Raw genomic sequence first — 13974 nt, forward strand, 5'->3', positions numbered from 1 at the left:
GCCAATGATATAATTACATCATCAAGTGCAGGGGGGAGTAATAATGAATATTAAGAAAATAGCATGTTTATTATCCATAAGCTTATGTTTAAGCATGGCAGCGGGAGTTAAAGTTAAGGCAGCTATTACACCAGAGCGTATAAGTGGTGCAGGAAGATATGATACTTCTGTAGCCATTTCAACAAATGGATGGAGCAGTACATCTGATTATGCGGTTATTGCAAGTGGACAAGATTTTGGGGATGCATTAAGCGCAGCACCACTAGCAAAAAAGTACAATGCACCTATATTATTAGTTTCTAAGGATCATCTAGATAACCAATCTACTTCTACTAATATAAGTAGTGAACTTGCAAGATTGAAAGTAAAAAAGGTGTTTTTAATTGGTGGAACTGCGGTAGTATCGGAGAAAGTTGAAGAGGAAGTTAAGAGCAAAGGAATAGAGCTAGAAAGAATAGCTGGAAAAGATAGATATGCTACATCTATGGAAATAGCAAAACTTGTAGGAACAGATAAAGGTGTTGTTTTAGCTACTGGAGAAGATTATCCAGATGCGTTAACTATGGCACCTATTGCAGCAGTAAAAGGAATGCCTGTTATTTTAGTGCCTAAGGATGATATAAGTCCTGAAGTTAAGGATTATATATCTAAAAATGAGATACCTAAAACATATATTGTAGGTGAAAATAACATAATAAGTGACAGCATTTCAAAAAACTTTAAAAATGTTGAAAGAATTTTAGGAAAAGATGAGTATGAGAGAAATTTTAATGTCCTACAAAAGTTTGAAAAGGATATTGATTATGACACAGTTTATATAGCAAGTAGAAGTGGGTTTGCAGATGCACTTTCTGGATCAGCATTAGCAGCATTAACTTCATCACCAATTATTTTAGTTGGTGAAAAATCTGAAACTAATTTTCAAAGTTATATAAAAGAGAGAATAAAAAATATAGGACAGGTTAATATTCTTGGAGGAGACAGTGTAGTTAGCACCTCATCATTAGAAACTATTTTACCAATCGCTAAGAATCAAGTAATTAATAGTGGCTTACTAAATGCTTCCTTAAATCAGCAAAATATTACTTCTATTCAAAGTGATAGTACTATTGGAATAAATGTTGGAGCAAAGGATTTACCTAAGGAAGCGCAAGAAGTAGCTAACAATATAATACCTATAATTGATAATTCTAAGCTGAATTTAAAAATAAAGATGAACGGTAACAGTTCTAAAACTATAAATAATGTTCAGGAAGACATAGTTTTGCAAATTGGAGGAATGAACATAGAGACAACTGCATGGGTTACTATGGATATGTCTGGAAAACAGCCTAAATTTAAGGAAATAATAAAGGTTCCAGAAATGGCACTACCATATCTTCCACCACAGTTTGCAAAGAAACAGTATATGATAATGGATCTTATAGAAACAAATTCACAACCTACTATGTCTACATTAGATTATAATAGCTTAATGAATTTTTCAAAGAATTTTCAACCTCAATTCCAAAGCTTTATGCAGAAATATGCAGAGAGTTGGAATCCAGGAGTTAAGTTCATTAGTTATAATGGATTGATGAGAATGGAGACTAAGGAAGGACCGAAATATGCTCAAACTTATCAATTGAAAATGGATGATTTAAAGCTAAAAACTATCTTAAACTATACTGCAAATGATTTCGTTGATAATAAGGAACTTATGAGCTTTATGAAACAGCTGATGACAACATTCATAGATTTATCATCAACACCAGATAAGGATGTTCAAAAAGCTCAAATGGAGAGTATATTTAATAATATAGCAGCTAATCCTAAGGAGTCTAAAGAACAGATAAAAATATTTATGGATGCAATAAAGGATCTAAAAATAATTGGTGATAAAGGGATAGATATAACTTATAACATTTGTGATGGATATATAATTAGTGAGAGTGGAGTTATAGACCTTCAACTAGACACTCATAAATTCATAGAGGTCATGAATAAGTTGAACAATAGCACAGAAAATAATACCGCAGATGAGGTAAAGGGAATGTTTAATTTAGGATATAGCTTTACTACCGAAAATTATAATATTAATAAAGATGTAAAAATACAGTTACCACAACTTACAAATCAAAACTCTTTTGATTACATGGAACTTATTAATATGGAACAAAGTATATCATCAAAGCCAGCAAATAATTAAATACTAAAGAAAGTTGAAGTTTAATTATTTTAATTAAATTTCAATTTTCTTTTCGTATACATAATGGTAAAAAAGTTCAAAATAATGAGCCAGATAAAGTTAACTTTGGGCATGTACCCTTTTTATATTAAATTCTAAAGATAAAACTTTAGCTTATCAGATATTTAACTTAGAGTCTTTAGGAGATATACCACCACATTCTGCAAGACCAGTGAAACTTTATTTTGAAAAGAAGAATGTTAATGTTAAGGAAATTCCTACTGATGATTGGAAAATAGCATTTGATACAAAACTTCAAGTTGCAAGAAGGGTTAAGACTGAGTACGAGAAACTTCCTAAGGATATTGAAGTAGAGGATAAACTTGTTCTTGATAACTTTTTAAGAGATCTTCCTGAGTTAAAAGAAGGAGAATTTAGTGTTTCTACTTTTAGCATAGGTGTTCAAGAAAATGGAAATATATTAGTTACATTAGTAATGAGAAATGGAACTAATAAACCGATTCAATTAGATAAGATACCTGTAACTGTAAAGGATGCTAACGGAATTGTAGTTAAATCACAGTTATTTAAAGTTGATAATTTCTCTGTAAGTTCGTTTAAAGCAAGAGTGTCTAATTTCGCATTCCCTACTAACTTAAAGTTAGAGCAAGATGTGGCCTTAGATAATTGGTCAGTTTCATTTAAATTAGAAAAAGAGGCAGAAATGCCAGTATAAGAATAATAATTAAGATTTAGGCATTTTAAGAAAGATAATTTCTTGAAATGCTTTTTATTTAGAAAGAAATTTAAAAAGGTTACCTGCATTGAAGAATCACGAGGAGTTATGATAGACACATGTATAAGATTACTTGAAACGCTGGCATATATAAACCAAGACATAAAGTACCAGATTATATTTTAAAAGATTAGATTTTAATATAAGGAAAAATGAGTTATAATCTTTATAAACTATGTAATAGCAGGAGGAAAAAACAAAGTATGAAAAATAAGTTTTTCAACGCAAAGGATGAGTTGAAACAAAATAGTGTTCACAGTAAAAAACATACAACTAGCAGTATCTTTAATATATTACTTCTATTGACATTCTTTATTAGCAGTTTTTCATTTAATGTACAAGCTGCCGGTTCGGTACTAGATGAAGCAAGGAGTATTATTAAAGATAATTATGTAACTAGCGTTTCTAATGATGTGTTAAATCGATCAACAATAGAAGATATAATTAGTGGATTAAATGACCCTTATTCTAAATATTTTTCTAAAAAAGAGGAAGAAGACTTTTTAAATTCAATAGACAACAAAATGTATGGTATAGGAATATACATGGATATAGTACCTGAAGGTGTTAAAATCAGATCTGTAATTGAAGGCTCTCCTGCACTAGAAGTAGGCCTTAAAGATGGTGATATTATAACATCCGCAAATGGACAATCTTTGGCAGGATTAGACGCGGATAAGTCCGCTTCTTATATTAAAGGGGAAGCAGGTACTACTGTTAAAGTTGCTGTAAAAAGGGGAGATTCGACTCTCTTCTTCGATGTTCAAAGAAGAGAAATAACTTTACCAACAGTAACTGGTCAAATGTTAAACAACAAAACAGCATATATCAATATAGTCTCCTTTGGAGGGGACACTTCGGAATTATTCAGCAAAAAGTTGCAAGAGCTTAGGATGAAGAACCCAAATAACTATATAATTGATCTAAGAAATAATGGAGGAGGGTATATGAGTACGGCTATTGATATAGCTGGAAACTTTATTGGAAAGCAAGCTGCCATAGCTATCCAAGATAGAGATGGTAATGTGACAAAATATCGCGCTGAGGATAAAGCAGGTACTATTGATAAACCTGTAATTTTTTTAGTTAATGAGTATACTGCAAGTGCTTCCGAAATATTGTCAGCAGCAGTGAAGGATTATAACAAAGCATTTTTTATTGGAAATAAGACATATGGAAAAGGCGTTGCACAGGAGATATTTCCTTTGTCTGATGGAAGCTCCATTAAATTAACTGTGGAGAAGTTTTATTCACCTATGATGAATGAGATAAATAAAGTGGGAATATTACCGGATTTTGAGGCAAAAGATATGTATTCTTTAGCGATTGCAGAATTATTTTCCGGGAAATCAATGAACGATGTAGATAAAAGAGGATATGTGAAGGTAGAAGGTGATGGGCAAAAGTTTGAAATAGACTTGAGTCTTGCTAAAGACCAGAAGCACTGGGCTGCCTTTAAGTATATAATAGATAATATGCCAAAAGAAAGTGTGTATATAGGAACAGAAACTGGATGGATGCAGGCACCAGCAGATTATTTTGATAATATTTACAAATTCTTATATGGTAACTTTAAAGTTATTGATACTTTAAAGAACGTACCAGAAAATAAGGCTTTTACTATAACTTTTAATAAGAATGTGAATTTGGATACTATAAAGGATTATACTAATATTGAAATTATAGATTCCGCAACTGGAGAACGTGCAGCATTTGATGCTAATCTAGTTGATGATAAGAAAATAAGTATAGCTCCTAAGGGAAACTGGAAGAAGGGACAAACTTATTATATAAAAATTAAGGATGTTATTAAGCCTTTTACAGTAAAAAATTAGAGGTGAAGTGATGGGGACGGAATACAAATATCCATCTTTAGCTAGTACAAGTATGGGGACAGAATACAAGTATTCTTGTTTTACTTATAAAGTTATTAGAAGGAATAGAAAAACTATTGGAATTAAGATAACAGAGAAAGGGGAGATTATAGTTATCTCCCCTTTCAATATAAGTGAAGAAACTATAAGTAACATTGTTAAGAAGAAGGAAAATTGGATAGTGAGTAAGATTACGTTTATAAAACAGCAACAACTGGTCGATATAGATAAGAGTTTTAAAACAGGAAAAACACTTTTATATTTAGGTGAAAAGATAACTTTAGATATTTTGGGGAGTAGTGGTGGTAAGCGTAAAACTACAATTTCAAATGGAAATCTAATAGTTCATACCAATAAGAATGAGAAAGAAGACATGATAAGAGATTCTATTGTAAAGTTCTATAGGAAAGAAGCTAGAGAGATATTTGATGAGAGAACAAACCTTTATAGCGGGATAATTGCTGTACGTCCCCAAAGAATAACAATTAAGGATCAAAAAACTCTCTGGGGAAGTTGCTCATCGAAGCAAAATATTAATTACAATTATAGGCTTATAATGGCGCCTATGGATATTATTGATTACATAGTAGTTCATGAGCTGTGTCATTTAATTCACATGAATCACTCTAAGGAGTACTGGCAAACTGTAGAGTCAGTATTACCTGACTATAAGCAACGAAGGCAATGGCTTAAGGCTAATGGTTTTATGCTTAGGATTTAAGTCTTAAGGGGACGATATATAATTTTTAGTAATAGATATCCCTAATGTTCTAATGTCACAGGGACGGTTAACAACTATTCAGTTAAGAATAGTAAACAATCTCTAAAACTTCCTTAGTAAAGATTGTGTACTGTCCCCTACAAAATCACATACTGATAAAAAAACAAGAATTTAATTTACAAAGTAGGTAGCTTGTCCAACTAAAACCCAAAGTAAATTATTAATATTATATATAAAGTTTTTTATGCAGATTTATTATAGCTAATAAAATCATGTACAATATTCATGTATCGTTCATTAGTGCTTACAAGAGAAATACCTTTTTCACACAACCTCCAGACATTGGAGTTAGTAACATTTCCGACTACATTCGATATATCGTTCAAGCTAAAATCACAAAAAGATCTCATCAAAAAAACACATACAGCCTTAAACTCTATGCTGCTATGATTATATTTAGCATGTATGCAAAAGTTTCTATCTGTATATTTTGAAACAAAGTGAAGGATATTCTCTGGACTATAATTTCTAATCAATAAGTGTTTTTCTTTTATATATTTAGGTTCATTTTCTATAAACTCTATTTCCTCTTCAATTTTTGAGTCTATAGATTTTGTTATGAACTCTAAATAAAACTTTCTAGCAGTATTAGGATTGCTACTGAAATATTTCAATACAAAATTTACATCTACAATATCAGAGTTTTTTGATGTAATCCCAAGATAAGTTTTTAAACTAGAGTAATTATATTTATGTACATGTTTATCATAGCCTCTTATATCTTTAGGATTATTATGTATATATGCTGAGGTAGTAATAACATAGCTATCTTTCTCGATAGGTTTGCTTTTAAATCTGTCTGCGAAGACATGACCATGTCTTTGATACTTTTTATTGTAATACTGAGCATAACTTTGATTAATTGATTTCATAAATTTAGATATATCAGCACCATTATCATTGATTTCTAGATGGTAGTGCGTATCCATTATTACAAATGAATAAATGACGAACATATATATTTTTTTATATCTTCGTACAATATCTAAAAATTTGTCTTTATCGCTAGACTCTCTGAAAAGCTGAATTTCACTTATACTTCTACTCATAACATGGTGTATATTAGTTAAAGATTTTTTACGAGATGTCCTTGCCATTTGTAACAACCTCCTTCTTTATTTAAATTATTGACATATTATAGTAACCTAAACATATATAATTATTTATAAGATAGTTGGATTAAGATATTTGTATTCAAAGAAAAGTTGCAGACTGTCCCCTAATGATATCTATGGTAAATTTGTAGAGCGTCCCCAAAATACCCCCAAAATACCCAGGACATAATTTACATATTGGCTATATAGACAATATTATAGATATAAAGTAAAATAGTATTGTTATGGAATGAAACAAGCATCATATAGGAAGTTACCCCGTATAGTTCTTAGTTGAACTAATCTAATACTTAATACATATAGTAATATGTAAAAGCTTCAGTACTATTTGTTCAGATATAACAGAACATTAATTTTAGTTAATTATAGAACAAAAAACCTAAAATCAAGGAGAATTAATATGAGTTTTTATTCATTATTTTTAATTGCTTTGGCTCTTTCATTGGATGCTTTTGGTGTAGCACTTTGTATAGGATTAAACAATGTAATAAATAGAAGTACAAAGTTATTGTTTGCTAGTTCATTTGCGTTTTTTCAATTTTTATTTTCTTTAATAGGAGCTTATGCAGGATTTTTATTCAATACCTATATAGCTTCTATGCCTAAGGTAATAGGAGGAGCATTAATAGCTATTGTCGGTGGAATGATGTTAAAGGAAGGCTTTGAGAGCAAGGATGAATGTCCTTTAATAAGACCAGGTATGTTTATAGTTCTAGGCATATCCGTAAGCATAGATGCAATGGTTATTGGTTTTACTGCGCTTAATAATATATCAAATAATTTTGTTATTTTGGAAAATACATTGTTTATAGGAGTAGTAACATTGATAATGTCAAGTATTGCCTTTATAATTGCTAAATATCTGAAAAAAATAAGTCTTGTGAGCAAGTATGCAGATTATATAGGTGGAGTTATTTTAATTATTTTTGGTATCAAAATGATGTTTTTTTAAGAAAAATTTGGGGTGAAAGTATTGGAGATAGAACAATATTTAAAGGAATATGGTATTAAGATTACAAAGGGAAGAGTTAACGTTTTGGATATTATATGCAGCAATGACGCTGCTGTAAGTGCGGAGTATATTTTTGATGAGTGTAGGAGACGAGGTATAAATATTGATTTATCAACAGTCTATAGATCATTAGAATTATTTGAGTGCAAAGATATAATAAGTAAGTTTGATTTAGGCAAAGGGAAATACAATTATACGGTAAAGAAAGAAGACCACAAACATGTGCTACAATGTAAGTTGTGTCATAAAGAGGTTGAAATAGATTGTCCCATGCAACAGATTAAAGAACTAATTAAAGATAAGACTGGTTTTGTATTTGAAAACGAAGAGTTAGATATTAAGTTAGAAGGAATTTGTGGAACTTGCAGAAAAAAAGAATAGAATAATATCTATCCTTTTAATCCTATTTAATACTCACTTTTCAAGACAACCTGAGCAGGGTATATTTTTTTGACTTTCCATATGCCGCGGCTATTTTTTTCTAAAAATACGCTGTAGGCAACTTTTTTATGGGGAGATTTTTGCTCCAATCCATCTATTTTAACTACAGCTACAGTTCCATTTGAAAAAGATAAGTTTATGTTACTGAGTTGATACATCTTATTGCTATTAAAAACTCCAGTTGTAAAATAGTTTTCAACTGCATAATTAATATCTGAGCATCTGTTTAATGTATAAATATATTTTATTAATCCACCAATTAAAACTACTGACAAGCAAATTAATAAAAATTTTTTTATAAAAGACTTATCCATAACAATCCCCCTCTTGGAAAATATATCCAATATTATAATAACTAAATTTTATGAATAAGTAAATACTAAATAATGTATTGTGAAAATAAACGAAGGATGGTGTTTATATATGGAGTTTTCATCATTAGTGTTGATGGAAAAGGAAAAAGGAACCGGTTTTATAGTGAAAGAACTTGGAAGCTACGAAGTCGGAGAAGGAGCAGAGCATATAGTAAAATTATTTTATGATGGTGAAAAAGTAAATTTATACTTTGATACACATAAGGATGTTGAGGAATGGGAGTATTCTGCTATATTTGACTTATTTGTAACAGAACAATTTGAACAAAGAGGATATGTTATAGAAGAAATAGATAACGAATACAATCCGACATGGTTAATTAAGTTTGAATTTGATGAAGAGCATTCGGTTATGGCTGATAAGTTTGATGAATTATGTGCTATTATAAAAACCTCAATAGACAAAGTTTTTGAAGATATAAAGGGGAAAAAAGAAGAATATGAAGAAAATGCTTAATCATAGTATTTTTTTATATACTTTTGTAGCAATATTTTAAGTGAATCATAAAATTAATTTAAAATTACTAAAAAGGTAAGTGCTGACTATTTTATTTTGTTGGATAAAGTGCTATGATTTAGAAGAAGAAATTTTTATGCTTAAAGCTGAAGAAAATTAGAGATTAAATGAAGTAAACTTTATTGAGGGGGAAATATGAGGCTGGAGTTTATAAATAGAGTCAAGGAAGGCGAAGTGTTAGGTAAAAGTATACTAACTAACGAGGGGCTTGTTTTACTGAGAGCTGGTGTAAGACTAAACAATGCTTATATTGATAAGTTGAAAGATCTTGGAGTCTTTTATGTTTATGTAGAGGACGACAGGCTAGATGATGTCCATGTAGAGGATCAAAGACTTTCGGAACTTAAGCAGATTACGATTAAAAGTATGTCAAGTATAATGAAAAATGTACATAACTGTAATGGAAAACAACTAAAAGAATCCCTTGAAAATGTTAAGGATATGATAGATTACATAATAGATGTTGGAGATGTTAACAAAAGTCTTTATGATATAAAGACTTACGATAATTACACCTATGTTCACTCACTAGATACTTGTATAATGGCTACTTTTTTAGGCATGAATTCAAGATTAAATGAGTGGGAGTTAAAAGATTTAGGAGTAGGTGCCATACTTCATGATGTTGGTAAAATGGAGATACCTATTAAAATATTAAACAAAGAAGGAAAACTTACTAATGAAGAGTATGAAGAAATAAAGAAGCATACTTTATATGGAGCTGAAATCCTTAAAAAAAATGTTTCAATACCTAGTGCAATAATAAAAATCGTAGAACAGCATCATGAGAGGGTTGACGGGAAAGGATATCCTTATGGCTTAACAGATAAACAGATATCTAAGTTTGCGAAGATTGTGTGCATATGTGACGTATATGATGCTATAAGCAATGATAGATGCTATAGAAAAAAGTTTAGCCCAAATGATGCATATGAACTTATTCTTTCTGGAAGTGGAAGCAGTTTTGATGAAGATATCGTTAGGAATTTTAAAAATACGTTTTCTATTTATCCTTTAGGATGTTGTGTTAAGCTTTCAAATGGAGAAGAAGGCTATGTTATAAAACAAAATAAAGGTTTTCCAGATAGGCCTATTATAAGGGTGCTATACGATACACAAACTAAGAGTCCTGTATCTTTTTATGAAGTAGATCTATTAAAACATCCGAGCATTGTAATAGAGAGTATTGCATAATATCCTCATGAAAAGTATAAGATAAACTTAAAATTTAATTAGTCTATACTTCTGAAGATTAATGCCGCTAAAGCTCTTACTTAAATAAGTAAGAGCTTTAGCGGCGGTTGGCCAATAAATAAAATAAAAAATTTATATGTTATATAATCTGATTTTAAAGTCTTATTATATTTTTAAGGAGAGGCTTTATGGATACATATGTAAGGAATCTGATACAAAAGTTATATGAATTATATGGTTATAATATTATAGAGCTTGAAGGAGTAACAGGGCTTTGTAGTAATTGGGGTGTATCAAAAAAACAGAATAATATAACTGAAATAATGTTTTTTACGAATTTGAATACAGTTAATGAATTAAATGTAGGACAATTAGTTTCTTATCTTAAGAATGCTCTGCAAGAGGAAAATATAAGACCAATTGAAGTTTTTATAAACGAAGACTTAAAACTTGAAGAAGATGAAAATGGAGAGTTTCGTTTAAATCACATAATTAATCCACAATGTGAATTTATTTTAGTCCACAATGTGGATAATAAAGTGATATTTTATAGTCCTGGACTAGAAGATAAGGGTCAAGAAGTGCTAAATTCTATAAATTACTCAGTTGGTACTAGGACGGAATTTGTAAAAATAGAAAAACCTATAATAACATATACGTTCATTGTCGTAAATCTATTAGTATATGCTATAACTGCCTACTTTTCGGGAAGTATTTCCGATAGCGATATAAATGTATTGATATTTCTTGGAGCAAAAGTTAACGAGCTAATAAGTAATGGAGAATATTATAGGTTAGTTAGCTGTATGTTCTTACATGGTGGAATCATACATGTTGGATTAAATATGTATGCTCTTAATTCATTAGGTCCACTAGTTGAAACGGTATACGGTAGGGGGAAATATATATTTATATACTTTTTATCTGGAATTCTTTCATCAACTTTTAGTTATATATTTTCAAATGATGTCTCAGTAGGGGCATCAGGAGCAATATTTGGGCTGTTTGGGGCAACACTAGTTTTTGCAATAAAAGCGAAGAATAGATTAGGGAAAAACTTCATATTTAACATTTTATCTGTTATTGCGATTAACTTAATTATAGGTTTTTCTATTCCGAATGTTGATAACTTTGGACACCTTGGAGGATTGTTAGGGGGAATAATTCTGTCTTATTTTTTAGTAAGCAGGGATAGTTTACAAATTTAATTTAAGGGGACAGTACACAATTATCCAACGGTTACTATTGAGTAATTGTGTACTGTCCCCTTAAGTTATGTTTAAAAATTGTAATATGACCCCAATTCCAGAGCCAACCTAAAAGTAAATGTTAAGAATGACTTTAAAAAAGGGACAGTTAACAATTTTAAATAATGAAAATTGTTAACTGTCCCCAGCCTAGACTAATTTAAAACTAAATCTTCAGCATATAATGTTTCTTTTTCTAAAAGCATATCTGTTATATTATCTAAATTATGCTTTTCCTTAATCAACAGCTCTTTAACTTCCTCGTATAAAGAAGCAACCAACTCTTTAGACTCCCTAACAACATCATCTTGATTTAAATTTAATTCCATAAGCTCTTCCATATTCAATAACCCTAATGTTTCTCCCATACCATACTGAGTTATCATATGAAATACCATACTTGTAATATGCTTTAAATCATTGTGAGCACCTGTAGTTATGCTGTCAGCACCGAATATAATTTCTTCGGCAGCTCTTCCACCAAGAAGAACCATGATTCTTCTCCTCAAATAATCCTTAGTCTTATACAAGCTATCCTCAGGAATACTTAGAGTATATCCACCAGCACCTTTGGTTGTCGGTATAATTGTTACCTTTGATACCTTTTCCTCAGGAAGAACCTTTAATGATACAAGGGCATGTCCAGATTCATGATAAGCAGTTATTTTCTTATCTATTTCTTTAATATGAACTCTTTCCTTCTTCTCGTACCCAGCTAAAACGATTGAGAAGGCTTTATCAACATGAACATCTTCGATAGTACCACTATTGTCCTTACATGCAAGTATAGCTGCCTCATTTATTAAACTTTCAAGTTTAGCACCTGAGAAATAAGAAGTCTTTTGAGCCCATTCATGTACATTTATATTACCAACAGGCTTATTTTTTAAGTGAAGGTCAATAATCTTTTCCCTAGCACTAACATCCGGAAGCATTATTTCTACATGTCTATCAAATCTCCCTGGTCTTAAAAGTGCAGGATCTAGTATGTCTAATCTATTTGTAGCCGCCATGATAATAATTCCTTCTTTTTCGTTAAAACCAGACATCTCTGTAAGAAGTGCATTTAGAGTCTGATCTCTTTCGTCTGAACCACCAGTACCCTTAGCTCCATCTCTCTTTTTACCAATGGCATCTATCTCGTCGATAAATATAACTGCTTTTCCGGTAGGGTTATTTTTAGCTTTTTTAAATAACTGTCTTATACGGCTAGCACCAACCCCTACATAAACCTGTATAAAATCAGAACCAGATACAGCATAGAATGGAACGCCAGCTTCACCAGCTACGGCCTTTGCAAGAAGGGTTTTTCCTGTTCCAGGCTCACCGTAAAGAATAATTCCCTTAGGCATTCTTGCACCATATTGTGCATACTTTTCTGGGTTCTTTAAGAAATCTACAATATCTTTAACGCTCTCCTTCGCCTCTTCATTTCCAGCAACATCTTTGAAACTAAAACCAGATTGCTCTACTGCAGTTGCGTCTAGCGAATCTACTGAAAGCATCCTCTTTGAGGTAATATTGGATGACTTTATAGCCATAACTAATAAAGACATAATTGAAGCAACCAAAGCTGCAATAGCAATTACTTGTTTAGTATCAGTAGGTATTTCTTCTGATACAGTAACGCCATTTCTTAATAAGTTTTCTTTAAAATCTGTCGTTCTAGGATTGTCTGTTTCGTATACTTTGCCACTAGCAAGCTTAACTCTTACCTTTGGTGAAGGCGTTACATAAACTGTTGAAACGTTTTTACTAGAAACATCTTTTAAAAATAATACGTAAGATTTATATTCAACAGAAGCAAAGCCATAATTAAAGAATATCAAAGCTGCTACAGATAATATAGCCGTAATTATTGGTACAATCATAAATTTGTTTTTAATTTTATTCTTCAAGTTTTTGTCCCCCTAATAATTTTATTGTAATTAAAATAAAAGTTTTGAACTCTCTATAGTGAATGTTTATGGTCTGTCCCAAAAATGATATGGCTTATATAAGAATTTAAAATAATTTACGAGTTGGTATCTAACCGATCTGTAGATCACGATATTGATATTATAATATTTTTAACATAAAGTCTAATGAAAATCATAAAATTTGCTAAAGTAATTTATGGTGACTATGGTTAAAGTTTAACAAATTGTCCTCTTTACGTACAAATAATTCACTATTTAAGCCTTTCTAATCCAATAATATATACCGGATATCCCCTTATATTTGCAAATGAAATTTAAAAACTATTTCCCAAGAATAAATAATGATATTGAAAATAATTGTGGACTGTCCCCAAATATATAACATCAAACTAGAGTTATAAATTGTTGAGAAATTGCAGACTGTCCCCGAGAATTTAACTACCAAATATAACCTTAAAACTTATTGCACAAATATTAATTTCCTGTATACTTTATTTATAAAGTTAAGATTTAATAAAATTTGCCCAAGAACATAGT

Annotated in this window: 12 protein-coding genes; 9 read left to right on the forward strand and 3 right to left on the reverse strand. The window is 30.6% G+C overall.

Annotated elements, in window-relative coordinates; translation table 11 throughout:
* Nucleotides 1–43 precede the first annotated feature (43 nt).
* From AC0N0V_RS01760 to AC0N0V_RS01775, 4 genes are all read left to right on the forward strand, one after another.
* A complete protein-coding gene (locus tag AC0N0V_RS01760; protein WP_474461848.1) occupies nt 44–2188 on the forward strand; it encodes a cell wall-binding repeat-containing protein in 2145 nt (714 codons plus the stop codon).
* Between the two features lie 124 nt (nt 2189–2312).
* On the forward strand, nt 2313–2903 hold the full coding sequence (locus AC0N0V_RS01765; protein WP_474464400.1) for an SLAP domain-containing protein: 591 nt from the start codon (nt 2313–2315) through the stop codon (nt 2901–2903).
* Nucleotides 2904–3166: 263 nt separating this feature from the next.
* Nucleotides 3167–4798 carry a S41 family peptidase gene (locus tag AC0N0V_RS01770; protein WP_474461849.1) on the forward strand — a complete coding sequence of 544 codons (1632 nt, stop codon included), beginning with the start codon at nt 3167–3169 and terminating at the stop codon, nt 4796–4798.
* A gap of 10 nt (nt 4799–4808) precedes the next feature.
* On the forward strand, nt 4809–5558 hold the full coding sequence (locus AC0N0V_RS01775; RefSeq protein WP_474461850.1) for a M48 family metallopeptidase: 750 nt from the start codon (nt 4809–4811) through the stop codon (nt 5556–5558).
* Between the two features lie 242 nt (nt 5559–5800).
* Here AC0N0V_RS01775 and AC0N0V_RS01780 read toward each other — a convergent pair whose 3' ends face one another.
* Nucleotides 5801–6715, reverse strand: a complete 915-nt coding sequence (locus AC0N0V_RS01780; protein ID WP_474461851.1) for a transposase — start codon at nt 6713–6715, stop codon at nt 5801–5803.
* Nucleotides 6716–7133: 418 nt separating this feature from the next.
* Between AC0N0V_RS01780 and AC0N0V_RS01785 the strand changes: the two genes are divergently transcribed.
* Complete coding sequence (locus AC0N0V_RS01785; protein WP_474461852.1) at nt 7134–7685, forward strand: manganese efflux pump MntP; 552 nt, start codon at nt 7134–7136, stop codon at nt 7683–7685.
* Nucleotides 7686–7706: 21 nt separating this feature from the next.
* The gene (locus AC0N0V_RS01790) at nt 7707–8126 is read left to right on the forward strand and encodes a Fur family transcriptional regulator (RefSeq protein ID WP_474461853.1); all 420 of its coding nucleotides are present in this window, start codon (nt 7707–7709) and stop codon (nt 8124–8126) included.
* Nucleotides 8127–8152: 26 nt separating this feature from the next.
* Here AC0N0V_RS01790 and AC0N0V_RS01795 read toward each other — a convergent pair whose 3' ends face one another.
* The gene (locus AC0N0V_RS01795) at nt 8153–8500 is read right to left on the reverse strand and encodes a hypothetical protein (protein ID WP_474461854.1); all 348 of its coding nucleotides are present in this window, start codon (nt 8498–8500) and stop codon (nt 8153–8155) included.
* A gap of 109 nt (nt 8501–8609) precedes the next feature.
* Here AC0N0V_RS01795 and AC0N0V_RS01800 point away from each other — a divergent pair, with 109 nt between their 5' ends.
* The 3 genes from AC0N0V_RS01800 (at nt 8610) to AC0N0V_RS01810 (ending at nt 11479) form a co-directional block, all read left to right on the forward strand.
* On the forward strand, nt 8610–9017 hold the full coding sequence (locus AC0N0V_RS01800; RefSeq protein WP_474461855.1) for a DUF6762 family protein: 408 nt from the start codon (nt 8610–8612) through the stop codon (nt 9015–9017).
* A gap of 195 nt (nt 9018–9212) precedes the next feature.
* Nucleotides 9213–10271 carry an HD-GYP domain-containing protein gene (locus AC0N0V_RS01805; protein ID WP_474461856.1) on the forward strand — a complete coding sequence of 353 codons (1059 nt, stop codon included), beginning with the start codon at nt 9213–9215 and terminating at the stop codon, nt 10269–10271.
* A gap of 188 nt (nt 10272–10459) precedes the next feature.
* Nucleotides 10460–11479 carry a rhomboid family intramembrane serine protease gene (locus AC0N0V_RS01810; protein WP_474461857.1) on the forward strand — a complete coding sequence of 340 codons (1020 nt, stop codon included), beginning with the start codon at nt 10460–10462 and terminating at the stop codon, nt 11477–11479.
* Between the two features lie 194 nt (nt 11480–11673).
* On the opposite strand, the gene AC0N0V_RS01815 is transcribed toward AC0N0V_RS01810, so the two are convergent.
* Nucleotides 11674–13389 carry an ATP-dependent metallopeptidase FtsH/Yme1/Tma family protein gene (locus AC0N0V_RS01815; protein ID WP_474464401.1) on the reverse strand — a complete coding sequence of 572 codons (1716 nt, stop codon included), beginning with the start codon at nt 13387–13389 and terminating at the stop codon, nt 11674–11676.
* Nucleotides 13390–13974 lie beyond the last annotated feature (585 nt).

It is taken from the genome of Clostridium sp. CS1-1, from assembly GCF_056135525.1.